This window comes from Streptomyces sp. NPDC007872, from assembly GCF_042868165.1.
In the GTDB taxonomy this organism is placed as follows: Bacteria; Actinomycetota; Actinomycetes; order Streptomycetales; family Streptomycetaceae; genus Streptomyces.
Map to the genome: position 1 here is coordinate 238,778 of NZ_JBIAEA010000008.1, position 16,759 is coordinate 255,536.

The 16,759-nt window shown below is 70.1% G+C and carries 17 protein-coding genes and 2 pseudogenes; all 19 read right to left on the reverse strand.

Going from position 1 to position 16,759, the window contains the following annotated elements:
• Positions 1-88: 88 nt before the first annotated feature.
• The 19 genes and pseudogenes from ACFYNX_RS26945 to ACFYNX_RS27035 all read right to left on the reverse strand — a co-directional run bounded on the left by ACFYNX_RS26945 (position 89) and on the right by ACFYNX_RS27035 (position 16,713).
• Complete coding sequence (locus tag ACFYNX_RS26945) at positions 89-1,369, reverse strand: MFS transporter (RefSeq protein ID WP_388664899.1); 1,281 nt, start codon at positions 1,367-1,369, stop codon at positions 89-91.
• Positions 1,370-1,400: 31 nt separating this feature from the next.
• Complete coding sequence (locus tag ACFYNX_RS26950) at positions 1,401-2,228, reverse strand: SAM-dependent methyltransferase (RefSeq protein ID WP_388664901.1); 828 nt, start codon at positions 2,226-2,228, stop codon at positions 1,401-1,403.
• Positions 2,225-3,106 carry a helix-turn-helix domain-containing protein gene (locus ACFYNX_RS26955; RefSeq protein WP_388664903.1) on the reverse strand — a complete coding sequence of 294 codons (882 nt, stop codon included), beginning with the start codon at positions 3,104-3,106 and terminating at the stop codon, positions 2,225-2,227. The genes ACFYNX_RS26950 and ACFYNX_RS26955 overlap by 4 nt, the downstream gene beginning before the upstream one ends.
• Positions 3,107-3,551: 445 nt before the next feature.
• Positions 3,552-5,351 (reverse strand): annotated as a pseudogene (locus ACFYNX_RS26960) (glycoside hydrolase family 15 protein); the annotation flags it as partial.
• An 85-nt stretch (positions 5,352-5,436) separates the two neighbouring features.
• On the reverse strand, positions 5,437-5,571 hold the full coding sequence (locus ACFYNX_RS26965) for a hypothetical protein (RefSeq protein WP_388664905.1): 135 nt from the start codon (positions 5,569-5,571) through the stop codon (positions 5,437-5,439).
• A complete protein-coding gene (locus ACFYNX_RS26970; protein ID WP_388664907.1) occupies positions 5,568-6,605 on the reverse strand; it encodes a hypothetical protein in 1,038 nt (345 codons plus the stop codon). The genes ACFYNX_RS26965 and ACFYNX_RS26970 overlap by 4 nt, the downstream gene beginning before the upstream one ends.
• A 41-nt stretch (positions 6,606-6,646) precedes the next feature.
• Positions 6,647-7,012: a hypothetical protein gene (locus ACFYNX_RS26975; protein WP_388664908.1), complete on the reverse strand. Its 366-nt coding sequence runs from the start codon at positions 7,010-7,012 to the stop codon at positions 6,647-6,649.
• Between the two features lie 260 nt (positions 7,013-7,272).
• Positions 7,273-7,926 carry a hypothetical protein gene (locus ACFYNX_RS26980; protein WP_388664910.1) on the reverse strand — a complete coding sequence of 218 codons (654 nt, stop codon included), beginning with the start codon at positions 7,924-7,926 and terminating at the stop codon, positions 7,273-7,275.
• Between the two features lie 92 nt (positions 7,927-8,018).
• Positions 8,019-8,351, reverse strand: coding sequence for a hypothetical protein (locus ACFYNX_RS26985; protein ID WP_388664912.1), 333 nt, complete (start codon positions 8,349-8,351; stop codon positions 8,019-8,021).
• A gap of 188 nt (positions 8,352-8,539) precedes the next feature.
• Positions 8,540-9,061 carry a hypothetical protein gene (locus ACFYNX_RS26990; RefSeq protein WP_388664914.1) on the reverse strand — a complete coding sequence of 174 codons (522 nt, stop codon included), beginning with the start codon at positions 9,059-9,061 and terminating at the stop codon, positions 8,540-8,542.
• A gap of 140 nt (positions 9,062-9,201) precedes the next feature.
• A complete protein-coding gene (locus ACFYNX_RS26995; RefSeq protein WP_388664916.1) occupies positions 9,202-9,753 on the reverse strand; it encodes a hypothetical protein in 552 nt (183 codons plus the stop codon).
• 98 nt (positions 9,754-9,851) lie between these two features.
• The gene (locus tag ACFYNX_RS27000) at positions 9,852-11,102 is read right to left on the reverse strand and encodes a cytochrome P450 (protein ID WP_388664918.1); all 1,251 of its coding nucleotides are present in this window, start codon (positions 11,100-11,102) and stop codon (positions 9,852-9,854) included.
• Positions 11,099-12,316, reverse strand: coding sequence for a cytochrome P450 (locus ACFYNX_RS27005; protein ID WP_388664920.1), 1,218 nt, complete (start codon positions 12,314-12,316; stop codon positions 11,099-11,101). Before ACFYNX_RS27005 ends, ACFYNX_RS27000 begins: the two co-directional genes overlap by 4 nt.
• Complete coding sequence (locus ACFYNX_RS27010) at positions 12,313-12,918, reverse strand: ATP/GTP-binding protein (RefSeq protein WP_388664922.1); 606 nt, start codon at positions 12,916-12,918, stop codon at positions 12,313-12,315. The genes ACFYNX_RS27005 and ACFYNX_RS27010 overlap by 4 nt, the downstream gene beginning before the upstream one ends.
• Positions 12,896-13,225 (reverse strand): DUF742 domain-containing protein, encoded by a 330-nt coding sequence (locus tag ACFYNX_RS27015; RefSeq protein WP_388664924.1) that lies wholly within the window; start codon positions 13,223-13,225, stop codon positions 12,896-12,898. The genes ACFYNX_RS27010 and ACFYNX_RS27015 overlap by 23 nt, the downstream gene beginning before the upstream one ends.
• 23 nt (positions 13,226-13,248) lie before the next feature.
• Complete coding sequence (locus ACFYNX_RS27020; protein WP_388664926.1) at positions 13,249-13,677, reverse strand: roadblock/LC7 domain-containing protein; 429 nt, start codon at positions 13,675-13,677, stop codon at positions 13,249-13,251.
• A gap of 5 nt (positions 13,678-13,682) precedes the next feature.
• Positions 13,683-15,005 (reverse strand): ATP-binding protein, encoded by a 1,323-nt coding sequence (locus ACFYNX_RS27025; RefSeq protein ID WP_388665074.1) that lies wholly within the window; start codon positions 15,003-15,005, stop codon positions 13,683-13,685.
• Positions 15,006-15,356: 351 nt separating this feature from the next.
• A pseudogene (locus ACFYNX_RS27030) lies at positions 15,357-15,605 on the reverse strand (SAM-dependent methyltransferase); the annotation flags it as partial.
• A gap of 184 nt (positions 15,606-15,789) precedes the next feature.
• Positions 15,790-16,713: a Scr1 family TA system antitoxin-like transcriptional regulator gene (locus ACFYNX_RS27035; protein WP_388664928.1), complete on the reverse strand. Its 924-nt coding sequence runs from the start codon at positions 16,711-16,713 to the stop codon at positions 15,790-15,792.
• Positions 16,714-16,759: the final 46 nt, after the last annotated feature.

The window sequence follows — 16,759 nt, forward strand, 5'->3', positions numbered from 1 at the left end:
AGTTGGGAGTGGGTGGACTTCGTCGTCGACGGGGCCGAGACCGCTTTGGTGGTGGGGGCACCCTGGTGCGCACTGTCTGCGGTCAGCGTCATCGGGCCCCTCCGTCGTCCTTGACCGTCAGGTGGCTGACGGGGGAGCGCCACAGCATCCCGGCGGACAGCAGCAGGACGAGGACGCCGGCGAGCATCACGGCGCGGACGTCGACGAGGGTGGCGAGGCCTCCGGCGGCCAGCGTCGCGAGCGGCAGGCTTCCCTGGCTCAGCCACAGCGCGGTCTGCTGGACGCGGTCGCGGAGATGGAGCGGGGTGACCCACTGCTGTACGGAGCGCTGGGTGGTGCCCACGGACGTGGCCTCCGCGAAGCGCAGGAACGAGGCGGCGACGAGGAACGCGAGCCAGGCCGGTCCCGGCTCGGCGAGGAGCGGCGGTATCTGCATCATGGCGTGGACGGCGAAGCCGACGCCCAGCACGGTGCCCGCGCCGTAGCGGCGCGCGAGGCGGGGTGCGATGAAGGCGCCGGTGAGTCCGCCGAGACTGCTCGCGATCATGATCACGCCGAGGCCGGTCGTGCCCACGTGCACCGCAGTCAGCAGGTGGTACGCCAGCAGGGTGACGGTCAGTCCGCTGCCGATGCCGGTGGCCATTAGGACCGTGAGCAGCGGTCGGAGTACCTCATCCCTGGCGGCGTAGCGCAGGCCCTCGCGGATTTCGTCGAGCATCGGACGCCGGGCCGCCCGCGCCCGCTCGGGCGCGGGCAGAGCTCGGACGCGGGTGGCGCAGCACGCGGAGAGGACGTAGGAGGCGACGTCGGCGAGCAGGGCGCGGGCGGGGCCGACCGTTGCGACGAGCACCGTGCCCAGGGCGCTGCCGGTGACGCCGGCGGTGGTGACCACGCCGGTGAAGAGCGAGTTGGCCCGGTGGAGCCGTCCGGTGTCCGACAGGAGGGGGACGGCTGCCATCGAGGCGGCCAGGTGCAGGACTGGCAAGGAGCCCAGCGCGAGGGCGATCGAATAGAGCAGCGGCATCGTCAGCACGTGGAGGACGGCGGCGGCCGGAATCATGAGGGCTACGGCCGCCGCCGCGAGGTCGGTGGTGACCAGGACGGCGCGCAGCGGGTAGCGGCCGAGCAGCACTCCGGCGGGCAGGGAGAGCAGGAGCGCCGGGACGCTCCCGGCGAAGGCGAGGCGTGCGACTTCGCCGGGGGTGGCGTCCAGGGAGAGGACTGCGAGCGCTGGCAGGGCGACCCGGTGCACAGCGGTTCCCATGTAGTCGACGCCCTCGCCGACCAGTAGAGCGGTGAGGGATCGTCTCCTGGGCCGGCTGTCGGGTCGCCCAGGCGAACTCGTATAGGTCTTGGGTGCGGTTGTCACAGAGAGGCGCTCCGGAATGTGGCCACGGTGATCACCGGGTTGACGGGGTGCGGTGGGAAGCCTGGCCTCGCGAAAACGACCAGAAGGCGGGACGGGGGAACGGGCCGGGCCGGGGCGTGCGCAGGAGGGAGGCGCACACCGGCTGGGGGCCGGCGCCGGTGTGCGGCCCATGGGTGTAGGCGGGCCAGGTGCCGTTCCACGCGGTGATCGCCGACAGGTCGCGTGGCCGCAGCCTCATACCGGCTTCGCGGTAGGCGCCGACCAGCGGGGTGGTGGCGTAGGGCGGCGGGGCGGGGAGGAGGTGGGTGAAGGAGATGAGGCTGCCGCGAGGCAGGCGACGGCGCAGATCCGCGATCAGACGGGCGGCCGTCTCGTCCGGCATCCAGTGCAGGACGTCGTGCAGCAGCACGACAATGGGGCGCTGGAGATCGAGTTGCTGGACCGCCGGATGCTCGAAGAGAGCGTCGGTATCGGTGATGTCGGCACGTACGGATACCGCGTCCGTCTGGTCCACCAGGCTGATGCGACGGTCGTCGTGTGCGTGGGGATCGCGGTCGACGTAGACCGTGCGGGCAGCGTGTCGACTCCGGTTGAAGGCGGTGGCGAGCCTGTGGACCTGCCGGCGGCCGGGGGAGGGACACCCACTGCCCAGGTCGAGGAACTGGTCCAGGCCCTGCGCGGCGAGGTGCACCACCAGCCGAAGCCCGTCTCGGTGCAGTGTCTGGGCTGCTGCCGGCCACCACGGCGCCACCTCGGTGACGCGGCGGACCACGGCGCTGTCCAGCGGGGAGGCGCTGTCGCCGCCCAAGAGCTCGGCGTGGACACGGGCCGGTGACACGGGGGGCACAGAGCGCGTCATGCTGACCTCGATACCGAGGGAGCGGCCGGTGCCGAGGTCCCGGAGCGGGGAAATGCGCAGCGGACTTCGGCTGAAGTGGAGCGCTGCATGAAGAGAGCGGCCTGCCGCAGCAGGTGCAGACTCCATCCGGACGGTTGCGCACTATGGACGGCCTGCCGCAGCGCCTGGCGCTCGGCCGCCGCGACGGGCCCATTGCTCAGACTGCTGCACACGCCGCTGTAACGATAGGCGGCAAAGATCTGGCGGCGCATCCGGTCGGCGCTGCTGCCGTCCCAGCCCCACCGTGTGTAGGTGTACTCGGCCAGCAGCGGCGCAGGGGCCTCGAGACGATCCGGTACGAGATGGACGGTGACGGCCCCGCTCTCGGTCAGGCGGACGAGGTGGGAGAAGGCCGTGGCCTGCTCCTCGTCGGCGGGCTGGTCCAGCACGTTCTCGTTCAGGAGCAGCACCATCTGGCACTGTCCCCCTGCCACCGGCGAGGCCGGTGGAGTGACCCGTGCCAGTGCCTCCGCACTAGCGCTGTAGACGTGGATGGACCGGCACCCGGCTACCAGCGCGTCCACCCACGTCCGAGGCAGAGTGATCTGGTCGAGCCAGTGCTGGTGACCCACCTGCTCCATCAGCGCCAGTACCTGCTGGGCCTCGCGATCGGGTGTGTTGTAAAGGTCTAGAAGTGCGCGCACGCCCGCGATGGGCAGGGGTAGCTGGGCTCTTTCTGCGGCGCCGATTCTGCTGGCCGGTACCTCGACGGCGGCGCTGGCTTTCTGCAGATTCAGCCTGGTGCGCTTTCGGTGATGGCGCAGGAGCGCACCGATCAGGACCGGTGGCAGGGACGGTATGAAGCAGCGTGGCGGCGAGACCGGGAGGCTAGGGGGCATCGGCCGTCTCCTCTTCCAGGAGGCGGTTCGGCGACGGCACGAGGCCCGCAACGGCGGGGCCGTCGAGAGGGCTGTTCATCGGAAAGGTCTCTTTCATAGGGCTGAGAAACTGTTCAGAGCCGGGAGCGGGCCGCGGGACGAGACTCGTGTCGTCCATTGCCATGGGGCACGCGAGATCCGCTTCCACGCCGGGCGGCACCGGCCGGGGGCCGGCAGGCGTTCTGGTGTGCCGGGGCGTGAGCCGGCTCGTGGTGGAAGGAGGCCGCTGGCAGGTGGAAGTGCAGCTGCTCGCGGTGGAGGTGGGCGGTGAGCGCCGGTATCCCGGGGGCCAGGAGCAGCGCGAGGTACGCGACGTCCAGAAGGCGGGTGCTCATGCCCGCTCGCTGCCGGTGGCGGTCGGCGCGGGCAGTGCGTCGCCGGGTGTGCGGGGTCGCGGTAGGTGAAGCCCGCTGTGCGCGTCGGCGGCGTCCAGCCTGAACGCCGCGTCGGTCAGACCGACGTGGCTGAAGGCCTGCGGGAAGTTGCCCACCTGGCGCTGGAGCTTCGGGTCCCACTCCTCGGCGAGGAGCCCGAGGTCGTTGCGGAGCGCGAGGAGCTTCTCGAAGAGGGTGCGGGCCTCGTAGACCCGGCCGATCGCGATCAGCGCGTCGACGAGCCAGAACGCGCAGATCAGGAAGGCACCTTCGTCGCCCTCCAGGCCGTCGACGCCGGCCTCCTCGCCGGCCGTGGGGTAGCGGAGCACGAAGCCGTCCTCCGTGGACAGCTCCCGCTGGATCGCCTCGATCGTGCCGATGACCCGCTTGTCGTCCGGCGGCAGGAACCCCGTCTGCGGGATCAGGAGCAGCGAGGCGTCCAGCTCCTTGGAGCCGTACGACTGCGTGAAGGTGTTGCGCTCCTTGTCGTAGCCCTTCTCGCAGACGTCCCGGTGGATCTCGTCGCGCAGCTCCCGCCAGCGCTCCAGGGGGCCGTCGGCGTCCCCGGACTCGATGAGCTTGATGATGCGGTCCACGGCCACCCAGGCCATCACCTTGGAGTGCACGAAGTGCCGGCGCGGGCCGCGGACCTCCCAGATGCCCTCGTCGGGCTGGTCCCAGATCTTCTCCAGGCACTCGACCAGCTTGAGCTGGAGCAGGGAGGCGTAGTCGTTGCGGGACAGGCCCGTCATGTGCGCCAGGTGCAGGGCCTCGGTGACCTCGCCGTACACGTCGAGCTGGAGCTGGTTGGCGGCGCCGTTGCCGACCCGGACCGGGCCGGAGTTCTCGTATCCCGGCAGCCAGTCGAGCTCGGCCTCGCCCAGCTCGCGCTCGCCCGCGATGCCGTACATGATCTGGAGGTTCTCCGGGTCGCCCGCGACGGCGCGGAGGAGCCAGTCCCGCCAGGCGCGGGCCTCCTCGCGGTAGCCGGTGCGCAGCATCGAGGAGAGGGTGATCGCCGCGTCCCGCAGCCAGGTGTAGCGGTAGTCCCAGTTCCGCACGCCGCCGATCTCCTCGGGCAGCGAGGTCGTCGGGGCGGCGACGATCCCGCCGGTCGGCCCGTACGTCAGCGCCTTCAGGGTGATCAGGGAGCGGACCACTGCCTCCCGGTAGGGGCCGTGGTACGTGCAGTGGTCGACCCACTCGCGCCAGAAGTCGGCGGTCGCCTCCAGGGCCCCCTCGGGGTCCGGCAGCGCCGGCTGGTCCTTGTGGGAGGGCTGCCAGGAGATCGTGAGGGCGACCCGCTCGCCGGGGCCGACGGTGAACTCGGAGTACGTGGTGAGGTCCTCGCCGTGGGTCTCGGCGGTGGTGTCCAGCCACACCGAGTCGGGCCCGGCGACCGCGACCGTGCGGTCGCCGACCTTGTGCACCCAGGGCACGATCCGGCCGTAGCTGAACCGCATCCGCAGCGCGGAGCGCATCGGGACCCGGCCCGAGACGCCCTCGACGATCCGGACGAGCTGCGGCGCTCCGTCGCGCGGGGGCATGAAATCGGTCACCCGGACCGTGCCGCGCGGGGTGTCCCACTCGGACTCCAGGATGAGCGAGTCGCCCCGGTAGCGGCGCCGGTCGGCCATCGGGGCCGGTGTCTCGTCGCTGACGGCCGGGCCGATCTGCCAGCACCCGTGCTCCTCGGTGCCCAGCAGTCCCGCGAAGATCGCGTGGGAGTTGAAGCGGGGCAGGCAGAGCCAGTCCACGCTGCCGTCCCGGCAGACCAGGGCAGCGGTCTGCGTGTCCCCGAGGAGCGCGTAGTCCTCGATACGTCCAGGCATGATTGTTTCGTCCCGTTCTCGGTGGTGCGTGTTGCCGGTGAGGCGTTCTCGTGGGTGGGCCGGGCGGCTCGCTCCGGCAGGTGCTTTAGGGGTACAGCGACGAGGGCCGCGAGGTCGCGATGACCATCACGACCAGAGCGATGGCGAAGACCGCCAGGCGCCAGCGGTTCAGCACGGACAGCCCTAGGCTCCGGTCGGGGAAGCGGGGGCGCGTCTTCACGATGCGGCCCTCTGCTGCACGTCCACGGTGGGAACACGGTCGGTCAGGAAGGCCGAGAGGTTGCGATGGAAACAGGCGCTGGCCTGCAGCAGAGCGAAGCGCCGGACGGGCTCACCGGGGACTTTCTCGGTACGCACCACGCTCCAGCCGCATTCGTCCCGCAGGTACTCGACCCGATGGCTCAGGGAGTCGGCGCCGCGGTACAGCGGGATCTCGCGGACCAGGTGGGAGTAGCCGCACGACGCGGCGTAGTGGCGGGCCCATAGGGTCAGCATCCACTCCAGACGGTATCCGCCGCCGGGTGCCGGGTCGGTGATGACGGCGGCCACCTTCAGGGCGGACTCCGCGGTCTCGTCGTACCGCCAGGGGGGTGTGGTGAGGGGAGTGTGGTCGAAGCGCAGACAGCCGATGATCGTGTCCTGCTCGGCGTCGATGAGGACGACGACCTCGTCTCCGTCTCTCAGCGCGTCCAGGATCGCCTGGGTCTCGGTGCTGGGCAGCTGCTGCTGATGGCGCCACTGCACGATCTGGGGCATGAGCGTGAACTGCTCGGCGGGGAGCAGAGAGCGGACGAGGTAGGCGGTGGCGGCTTCGGGCGGCATGGAACGTCCTGCGGGCGAAAGGCCGGGTATAGGCCCGGACGGCGTGGGTGAGGGAGCGACGGTGCGGTAGTGCTTGGCGAGGGCGGTGATGATGGCGTGCAGATGCAGGGGGCGGCTGTACATGCGGCCGCCGGTGCCCTGGCGGATCCACCCCGGCCGGCTGTCGTCACCGTGCTGGTGGAGCTGGGGGAGCTCGAGCGCCGTGCCGGCGGGCAGGTAGGTGCAGAAAGCGGGCCAGGCCGGTAGATGGGAGCCCGGCGGCAGCCAGAAGCCGTACCGGTGCTGGTCGTCATGGATGAGGCTGACGACGGCGCCGATGGGGTCGCTGTGGTGGGTGACGAGACGCTCGAGGACCTTCTCGCCGATCCAGGGCGGGACGAGCAGCAAGTCGGCCCGCTCGGTGCGCACCCGCACCGGGGCGTTTGCCAGCACGGCGGACAGTAACGGTCCACCTGGCTCCGGAACGTACATGCTCACCGGGTCTCCTCGGATGAGGTCATGGGGAGACCGGCGGCCTTGAGGAGGTTGGCGGTGAGCTGCTTCGCGGTGGTGTGTCCGTTGCCGGGCGCCACGTGCCAGTGCAGGTCCTGGCCGTGAAGGACGTCGGCAGCCGGGACGGTCAGGCGGGTGCTGGGACGCATCAGACGGATGCCGCATCCGGCCCACGGGCCATTGGACATGGTGCCGGGGTGGGTGAGGAAGTGCCACACCCCGCTGTAGGGGTCGGCCAGGACCGGTCCCCTCCCGCCCTCCGCCGTCAAGATGGCGGCCAGGTCCGGGCCGAGATTTCCCGGAACGCGGACGGCGTCGAAGTCCTGCCCGACCAGCCGGACGCGCAAGCCTCCGGAGGGCGGGACCCAGTCAGGCAGATACAACCGCGGGGACGCGGTACGAGGCGGCGTGAGGCGCATGACGGAGGTCCTTGTCGGGTGATTCGATGCGGCCGGGCAGGGGCCGGTGAGCTGACAGCGGTGAAGCGGAAGGCGAGCGGTCTCGGATTGAGGGAACAGGAGCGCTCGGGCAGAGCGCGGGGATGATGCTCCGGCCACGAACTGGTGAGCCAAGGTCCGCGCCTTCACGAGGCGGCGGAGCGGCTGGGTCACGGTGCGCTGAGGATGTCCAGGCAGGTCAGGGGTACTTCAGTCATGTGACGCAGTCGGCGTGTCAGAAAGTGGGCGACGGTCAGATCCAGCCGGTCGTCATCGGTGAACGCGACGTGGTCCAGGTGCTGTTCGGTGCTCACGGGCCGACCGGTGATGCTGTCGTAGACGACACCCAGGATTCCGATCGGCACCGCGCTCTGGGCGCGGAGGATGATCTGGCCGTCCCGTAGGACCGGGCAGCCGTACAGGCACTGCCGCAAGCAGGCGGGGGAGCACACCGGCGGGGTGGTGGTGTCCAGGTGAGCGGTCTCGGACAGGCTGTAGATCCGGGGCCGGGGGATGACCCACAGGTTCCCGCCGTCGGCGGGCTCGGCCGGCCTGCCGCAATTCGCACACTGCAGCTCGGCCATGGCGGTCCACTGCAGTTCGGGGTCGAAGGTGCCGAGCAGCCGCTCGCCGCGTTCCAGGGAGCCGGTCATCCGGACCCGCAGGACGCCGTACCGGGGGTCGATCTGTGTGCGGCGCTCGCCGGCGGCGTAGTGGACGCCGTCCGGGCCGAGCACGATCGGCGTGCTGTCCGGACGGCGGCCGGTGCGGGTGAAGACGTGTCCGACCACCTGGTCGGACACGGGTGTGGTGCTGGTGGTCACGTCTCTCCCCTCAGTGAGGCGGCGGGTGGTCTGGAAGGTGAAGAAGGGGACGGCGCGGTCCTGGTCCGTCCCGGAGACGGGCGGCGGCAGGGTCAGATTTCGACCTCGCTGCGCACGAGGAACAACCCCGTCTTGTGGTCGGCGTGCCAGAGCAGTTGGGCTTCGTACGGGTGGCTGGCGGTGGTCACCGAACTCCGGCTGACGGCGACGATGCCTCGGGCCCGGGAGGCGGAGTCCGCCAGAAGGTGCAGGGCGCGGGCGTAGCCGCGTCGGAGGCAGGGGTCGTCGGCGCCGGCATGGTCGGCGTGGTCAAGGACATCGACGATCCGCTCCACGACATGCAGGCGGTGCGCTTCGGCGTATCCCTGAGCGATGGCGAGGTTGTCGTGGGGGGCGCCGCCCGGCCGGATCAGTGCGTACAGCACGACGGGCAACGGGCCGTCCGGGTGTCCGGCGAAGGCGGCCCGGTTGATCGCGGCACGCCGTGAGGTGAGTTCCCGGGCGCTTGCCGCCGCTGGACGGTGTAGGGGCGGGCGGCACCCGGCAGCCCGCAGGGTGGGGGTAGGGGCTGCCGGGAAGCGCAGGCCGGCACTGGCCGTGGTGAGGGGGCTCATCAGGAGGCGCCGTCCTGCGGCCCGGCCGCCGCCGGGTCTCGGGGCACGGAGGATGCCTCCGTCGCACTGGTACCCAGGATCTTCAGGCTGTGTGCCAGGACGATGATGCCCAGGCGGTCGGCGGCGCCCATTCGGTACCGCAGGTCGGTGATCCGCTTGGAAAGCTCGGCTGGGGTAGTGCCGAGTGCATGGGCGATGCCGGCGGTCGTGTTGTGCTCGGTGAGGGCGTGGATCAGTCGCCGGTCGGCATCGTCGGCCTGGAAGTCCGTGGCGGCTTCGGGGACCGCAGGCACGCAGTCCGGCAGGTGGGTGAGGAGCAGGTGGACGAAGATCTCGCGGGAGCACCGGGCCGGGCAGTGAAGCCTCTGCCGCAGGATCCCGACGTAGCCGGTGACCGTGCTCGGGGAGATGTGTTCTGTGGTGGCGATATGGGAGTTGGTGAGGCCGGTCACGATGTGCGGAATGATCTTCCGGACCGCGACAGGAAGGCCGGTGACGGGGATGGTTTCGGTGACGGTCATGGGAAAGGTCCTGGTCGGTGGTTCGGGTGGCTGATGAGTTAGAACGGGTCAGGGGGCTTTGGTGTCTGTCGGTGGTGAGGGTGGAGATGGGAGGGGGAGAGCAGCGGCGTTTGCCGGGAGCGTTCCTTTGCGGAGCCTGACTACCCTGGGTGGCGGGAGATGGTGCAGTGGATCAGGGCGGCCAGTCCTTCGCGGTCCCGGGCGTCCAGTTGCAGCCGGGTGACGCGTTCGCGGTCCTGGTTGATCCCTGTGCCGGTGATGAGCCAGCCGAGGGAGCTGAGGTGATTGAGCAGCCGTCCTGCGGTGTCCCGGCTGCCCCAGTACCGGGACGGCGTTTCGGCGTGCACCCTCGCCTTGCCGGTTCGCGCAGCGAAGTCACTGATCCACAGGGTGATCAGTCGGCCGATCCTGTCGTCGCGGCCCGGTGCCGTGTAGAGGTGCGAGATACCCATGCTGGGCACTTCGCTGATCGCCAGACCGGTGTGCGGGATCGGCCGCCGGTTCAGCAGCAGGCAGCCGATGAGGGGTTCCTGGCCGGGGACGTCGTCCTTGTACAGGCCGATGGCCTCCAGTCGGGTGTCCTGGTAGGCGGCCACGTGACGCGAGGGCAGCGTGACGCCGTGCTTGGTGAGCCACCGGGCCCGGTCGTCGATGAGCGCCGCGGCTGCCGCGCGGTCGGCGCCGGTCCTCAACGCCCGCATTTCATACGGTGCGCGTGTCGGCCGGCGGAGTGCCGGGGCGGTGAGCCGACCCGTGGCCGTAGGTATGCGGGTGGGTGCGGTGGGCGTGTTCACCGGGCAGCCTGGGTGGGGAGCGGGCGGAGCCGGACGGGCAGGGTCTGGTGGCCGTTGCTGATCATGGAGTCAAGTGCGACCAGGTCCTCGGCGGGGACGGCGAGTGTGATGTCGGGGAAGCGCTCGAAGAGCAAGCGGAGCGCTGTAGTGATCTCCAGGCGAGCCAGGGGCGCGCCCAGACAGAAGTGGACGCCGTAGCCGAAGGACAGGTGCTCCTGGGTCAGGCGGGTCACGTCGAAGGTGTCGGCGTCTTCGCCGTGCCAGGAGGGATGGCGGTTGGCGGCGCCGTAGGAGGCGAGGATCGCTTCACCCTTGGTGATGACCTGCCCGTCGGGCAGGACAGTGTCGTTGACAGCAAACCTCATCGGCAGGTGGACGACGGGCGGCTCAAGACGCAGAGCCTCCTCGGTGACGTCGCTCCAGTTCGCGCGGCCCTCGCGGATGTGGGCGAGTTGCCCGGGGTGGGTCAGCAGGAGACTGACGGCCTGGTCGATGGCGTTGCTGGTGGTCTCGTATCCGGCGCTGATCATCAGCAGCAGCGTGTCGCGGAGTTCGTCGTCGCTCAGGCCCTGCCCCTCGTCGCTGTCCTCGTCGCGGGTGGAGATGAGCAGGGAGGTCAGGTCGTCGCCCGGCTCTGCGCGCCGGGTGGCGATGAGGTCGTCGAGCGCGGCGCGCAGCGCCTGGCTGTTGGCGACGGCCTGCGCTTGGGTCAGCGTGGTGTCGAAGACGCCGTCGACCACCATGCGGAAGGCGTCGCGCTGCTGCGGGGGAACGCCGGTGAGATGGCCGATGACGCCGATGGGGAGCGGGTAGGAGAGGTACTCGCGGAGGTCGATGACCGTACCGGCCGGGAAGGTGTCGAGGTCGTCCAGGATGGTGGTCACGGTGGCGTCGATGAACTCGGCGAGGGCCTGGGTCCGGCGGGCGGAGAAGGCGGGGGCGATCATGCGCCGCAGCCGGGTGTGGTCACTGCCGTAGGCGGTGAACATGTTGTGTACCGCGACCCACAGGGCCAGGGGCCAGGTCTGTATGGCCTCCTCGTAGGAGGGCCAGTGGGCGCGGGCGTCCTTGGAGACGTCCTTGCTGGTGAGCAGCTTCTTGAGCAGTTCGGGGTCGGTGATGGACCAGGCGCGCACGCCCAGGACGTCGACCTGGACGGCGGGGCCGTGGGAGCGCAGCTCGGTGTGCTCGGCGGGACGGGCGGCGCCGGTGGGGTCGAGGGCGATCGGACTGCTCTGGGTGTTCATGCGGAAACTCCTTCGACAGTGGTCGGGGTGGGGAAGACGACGGGAAGGCTGGTCAAAGCGCGGTGGAAGGGTCCGGGCCGGTAGGTGAGCTCGCCGGGCTGGCCGGCGAGTTCTACCTCGGGCAGGGCGTCCAGGAGGTGAGTGAGGGCGGTTTCGGCGATGATGTAGGCGGGGGTGCGGGCGGGGCAGGCGTGCGGGCCGGTGCTCCAGGACAGGTGGGCGCGGCTGCCGGCGGCACCCGGGTCGGGTCCGAGGGCCGGGTCGTTGTTGCAGCCGGCCATGGAGATGACGACCGGCTCGTGTGCGGGGAAGACAAAGCCGTCGATCTCGACGGGGTGCGGCGGGTAGCTGACGCAGTAGTTCGCCAGCGGAGAGTCGCGGTGCAGGACGTAGTCGAGGGCCTCGCGTACGGAAGCGCTGCCCGCGTGCAGGTTCGCCGAGTACTCCGGGTTGGTCAGCAGCACGAGGCAGCTGTTCACGATCAGGTTCGTCAGCGGTTCGATGCCGGCGCCGTACAGGGTGACGAGCTGGTGCAGCATCTCGGTGTCGCTGAGTCGGGCCGGGTGGGCCAGGAGCCGGGAGGTGATGTCGTCACCGGGCTGCCGGCGGCGCAGTGCGATCAGATCGCTGATCGCCCGGACGAGGATGTCGTTGCCGGCTGCCGCGTTCACGCCGTCGAAGATCTTCGCCATGCCGTCGGCGATGCGGTGCCCGGTATCCTCCGGGCAGCCCAGGGCCTTGTTGAGTGCGTTGAAGGCGACCGGCCAGGCGTATTCGCCCAGCAGGTCGGCCCGACCGGCGTGACGGAAGGCGGCAATGGCCGCATCGGCGATGTCCTCGACGACAGCACGCAGGTGGTGCCCGTCGACGGCGTCGATCGCGGCGACGTTCGCTTCCCGGTAGCGCGTGTGCTCGGTGCCCGACGAGCGAAGCGCGTTGGGGCGCCACTCGAGCATCGGCAGTACCGGGCAGGTGGCGGGAACGGTCTGCTGCCACTGCCGCGGGTCGGCCGGGAAACGGACAGGGTCGTTCAGGATGCGCAAGGCCTGGTGGTAGCCGATGACGAGGGTCGCGGGCACACCAGGCGCGAGTTCCACGGGGACGAACGGGCCGTGCTGCTCGCGCATCCGGCGGTAGGTGGCGTGCGGGTCGGAGGCGAACGCGGGCTCGTACATCGCCACGCGCTCCGGCGCGCTGGAAAGAGGGGCGGTCACAGGCGTCGCTCCAGGGCGTGGTGTCGGGAGGTCAGGTAGGAGAGAAGATCGATCAGGGTGAGCAGGCCGGAGCGGTGTTCGCGGGCGTCGCAGGTGTTGAGCAGCGCGCCGGTCTCCAGGCCCAGGGCTTGGCGTATCTCTGCGGAGGGATAGCGCGGGGCGCCTGCGAAGCGGTTGACGGCCACGGCGTACGGCACCCCTTCCTCTTCGAGGAGAGTGAGGGCGGAGTGGGAGGCGTCCAGGTCACGGGTGTCGACCAGCACCAGGGCGCCCAGGGCCCCGTAGGCCGTTTCGCGCGAGACCGTCTGCTGGAACCGGTCCTGGCCGGCAAGGCCGAACAGGTACAGGACGAGTTCGTCATTGATATGGATACGCCCGAAGTCGATGCCGACGGTGGTGGTCGTCTTGGCCGGAACGCGGGCGAGACTGTCGATCCCGGCGCTGGCCTGGGTGATCAGTTCCTCTGTGCGAACCGGCGGGATCTCGGAGACGGCTTCGACAAAGGTGGTCTTGCCGACGGCGAATCCGCCCGCGATCACGATCTTTGCCGACCGGCGGGCCAGGGTGGCCGGGGGCGGTTCAGACCTTCTCGCGCAGTCCACGAAGTACCTCCTGCAGAATGTCGATGTCGGGCTGGCCGGTACGGGCGTCGACGGGACGGGCCAAGAGGCCCTTGTCCATCAGGTCGCTGACGAGGATCCGGACGACTGAGGCCGGCAGGCGGACGGCAGCGGCGATCTCGGCGACCGCCCGGCCGCCGCGCACTCCGTCGAACAGAGCCATCACCTGGCGGGCATCGGGCCCCAGTCCGTCGCGTGGACCGGGCGCGGCGATCACCAGGGTCTCCAGCCCCACATCCGGCCGCGACGGGCGTATGCGCCCGCCGGTACGGACGTGCGGCCGGATCATGTCCGGGTCTCGCCGCGGCCCGCTCACCTCTGGATCTCGCTGTCCGGACGTCGGGCGGCGACGCTCATCTCATGTCCGACTCGTCCGGCGAGCATGACCATGGCCTGGGTGATCGTGGCGATGTCGGCGTCCGCGGAGGTCTTCGCCAGGAGCAGCATGTTCTCCCCCGCCCCCGTGATCAGGCACACCCCGTTGTCCAGCTCGACCAGCAGCTGCCGCACCCCGCCGCCCTTGATTTCGTGGCTGAGGCCCGTGGCGGTGCCGCGCAGGGTGCTGCCGATCGCCGCCATCGCCTCGGCCTTGTCCTGCCCGACGGAGTTCGTACGGGACGACAGCAGCCCGTCGCCGGAGGCCAGCACTGCGAAGTCGACCCCGGCGAGACTGCCGAGCTCACTGTCCAGCAGCCAGCCGAGCGGGTTCGCGTGGGTATTGGTGGTGAACAGCTCAGACATCGGGGTCAGGCTCCTTCGGGATGGGGGAAAGCGGATTTTGCGCGGCCGCGACGTGTGCCGCTCGCCCATGCGGCGGCGACACCGGGGCGTCCGGGAAGGACGGTCGAAGACGGCTCGTCGGGAACAGCCGCATGGGCCCCCCGCTGCCGGCGTATGGTCAGGCCGCTGGCTGTCGTGCTCGGACTGCTCTCCGGCTCGACCGGCTCGACGCTCTGGGGATCGGCGGACGAGACGACGGTGGTCAACAGGTCGTTGGGGAAGAACAGCGTGACCCGGGTGCCGCGATAGGGGTTCTGGGCCTCGACGTCGATGCTGAAACCGTGGGCGCGCGACAGGATCGCGACAACGGGGAATCCCGTGCGCGGAAGCGCGCCGAGCTCGGTCACCTCCACACGCCGAGCGCCGTTGAGGACCTGGCGGGCCTTGAGGAGCTCCTCGGCATTCATCTGCAGCCCGGCGTCGTCGATCGTCACCGTCACTCCGCGTACGCCGTGCTGCACGCGCACCTCGACGAAGGAGGTCTGCGGCGAGTACTTCAGCGCGTTGCCAAGCAGCAGCGCCAGAGCGTGCACGGTGGGACTGACCGCGCGGGCCGTCAACGCCACGTCGGACTCGTCGTACTTGATCCGTTCGAAGCCGTCGAGCGCGTTCATCGCGGCACGGATCGTGTCGGTGAACGTCGTGGCCGGCGACCTGCGGGCGAGCTTTCCTCCGCCGAGCACGTTGTAGCTCTCCGCGACGAGCAGGATCTGCTGGACGAGCCGGTCGATGATGGTCAGCGTCGCGTACGCCTCATCGTTCTGATGCCGGCGTACACCCTCACTGACCTGCCGGCTTACCTTCGAGGCGATGACCACCAGGGAGGACACCAAGCTGCGCACCGACGCGCGGGCCGCTTGCTCGGCGCGCCGTTTCGCGTCATCCACCGCGGCGTCCGCGGCCTTCTGGACATCGGCTAGCTGAGCATCCGCGGACACTGCGGCGTCGTACTGCACCTGTTGCAAGGTCAACGACATCACCTGAACCAGATCCGTCACCCGGTTGCCGACCACCGTACTTACGAGCGCCTGCGGGAGCGCGAGACGGGCGGGAGTTCCTGCGCGGCCACGAACAGCGGCGTCCTTCATCTGCGGCACCGTATGGTCGGTGATCTGACCGAGGACCAGCTCGACCGCGCGCTGCTGCTCCGTCAGCCTTTCGGTGTGCCGGTGGAGACGATCGGCCCGGCGCCGCTCGGACCGCCGTCCGCTCCACAGGTGCCAGCAGGCTGCGACCGCGACCACCAGCACGGAGCCCAGCACTACGGCGATCCCTATCAGCACGTTCATCAGAGCCTCACAGGCACACGGTCGACGGCTCCGAGCGGCATGCGTCCCGCGGTCACCTGCGACAGCACGGCGCGGTGCGCCATGAGTGGGAAGACCATGGAGTCCGGGATGCTGCCACCGTCCACCGGGCGGAGGCCGATGCGACCGAGGAAGCGGAGGACCCGACGAGCCACGGCTCCGGCTACCGCTCTGGGGTTGGCGGGATGCGGACGAAGGAAATGAGCAGGAGGCAATGTGGTCACGGAATGAGGTCTCCTCACGCATGGGTGTCGGCTGCGAGCGGCGTACGACGAAGCCGAGGCGGTGCTCCGGCCCCGCCGGGCGGCCGGTGGGCGGGCGGTAGTGGTTGTCGTTGTGCGGAAGACCGCATCCCAGGTCGATGACTTGGTCGATGCTGTACTTGCGCGTGAGGCAAGCCAGCGCCCGGGGGCCGTGCGCGCAGTTGACACGCACGCTGGCCGGCAGCCACGGCGCCGCCTCGACCAGGTCACGAGCGAAGACTTGGTCCGGACCGTAGCTGTCGGTGTCGCCGTCGAGATGGTCCTGCACCCGAGCGACGGTCGGTCGTGTGAAGTAGCCGTCAGGGAACCTGGAGGTCATGCGCCCACCCCCGCACGCCTACGGGCGCGCAAGGCCTCCGGATCGTTGGAGCCCGCGCTGTTGAGACGTGGCCAGTTCCGGACGTGGCAGGCGAAGGCCGCCTCGTCCAGAGCGAGCAGCCTGCTCATGGGCTTCTCCGGCAACGGGGCACCGAGCAGGACAGCGAACACCCGGGCGATAGCAGTCATAGGGCGGCCTTCCGCTCAACGTCTTCCGCCGCGCTCATGAGCGCCTCGTATGTGGCCTCGCGACTCCATGCGGCGTCGGCAGCCTCGTGCAGACCGGCGCTGATGATCCGGGCGGCGCCAGAGCCGGTCTCGTAAGAGGGGAAGAGACCGACCCGCACCACCATGCGGTGCCCGTGGAGCGTCACCTCAGCGACCGCGCCGACCGTGTGGATGAACCGCACCTCGCTCAACGGCAGGATGCGAATAGCCAGGCCTTGCCCATTGGAGTCCTCCTGGCCCATGAGACGGACCAGATGCCGCAGTTGGCCTGCCACCGTCGCCGGGTGAGTGTCGCGCCCCCGGAAGAGCACCGTCTCGTCGAGCAGCACAGTCCGCCGCTGCCGCTCGGCCCACGGCACGTGATGCACCCACGCCGGCAGCCCGAGCACCGGCTCATCCGGGACGACGCACACCTCCGGGTCCAGCACGACCAGCTCGTAGCTCTGGGTGCGCAGACCGGCGGGCACCAGCAGGCAGTACTGGATGACCTCGCTCGCCGAGCGCATCAAAGCGATGTGACGGGCAGTCGCTTCATCACCACCCACGTCCGCCCAGATGTCATGCGGGGCACGCCGGCCCTCACCCTGCTCCTCGTACGTTTTGCGGTCGTAGTCCTGCGGCGGGACGCTTCCCGCCAAGAAGCTCACGTCAGCGCCCGTCACGCCGTAGCGCCGCAGCAGCGTGCTGAGCGCGTCCGGACGGATAGGGGACCGGGCACGCTCCCAGCGGCTGACGGCTGCCGCAGACACCCCGACAGCGCGTGCCGCATCTTCCAGCCTGACGTCCTGCCCCTCGCGCAGGCACCGCAGGTAGAGGCCCGTCAAGATCCGGGCAGGCGCCTGTGGCACCTCGGCCGGGAGTGACGGAACAGCGTGGAGCATGACGGAAGAGTCCTTTTCGGGTGGGTGATCGGGCGAGTCAGGCCGG

Coding starts and splice junctions, on each gene's coding strand:
- ACFYNX_RS27035 (WP_388664928.1), bottom strand. CDS start 16,713: ATGCTCCACGCTGTTCCGTCACTCCCGGCCGAGGTGCCACAGGCGCCT.
- ACFYNX_RS27020 (WP_388664926.1), bottom strand. CDS start 13,677: ATGTCTGAGCTGTTCACCACCAATACCCACGCGAACCCGCTCGGCTGG.
- ACFYNX_RS26955 (WP_388664903.1), bottom strand. CDS start 3,106: ATGCCCCCTAGCCTCCCGGTCTCGCCGCCACGCTGCTTCATACCGTCC.
- ACFYNX_RS26990 (WP_388664914.1), bottom strand. CDS start 9,061: ATGACCGTCACCGAAACCATCCCCGTCACCGGCCTTCCTGTCGCGGTC.
- ACFYNX_RS27000 (WP_388664918.1), bottom strand. CDS start 11,102: ATGAACACCCAGAGCAGTCCGATCGCCCTCGACCCCACCGGCGCCGCC.
- ACFYNX_RS26950 (WP_388664901.1), bottom strand. CDS start 2,228: ATGACGCGCTCTGTGCCCCCCGTGTCACCGGCCCGTGTCCACGCCGAG.
- ACFYNX_RS27015 (WP_388664924.1), bottom strand. CDS start 13,225: ATGATCCGGCCGCACGTCCGTACCGGCGGGCGCATACGCCCGTCGCGG.
- ACFYNX_RS27025 (WP_388665074.1), bottom strand. CDS start 15,005: ATGAACGTGCTGATAGGGATCGCCGTAGTGCTGGGCTCCGTGCTGGTG.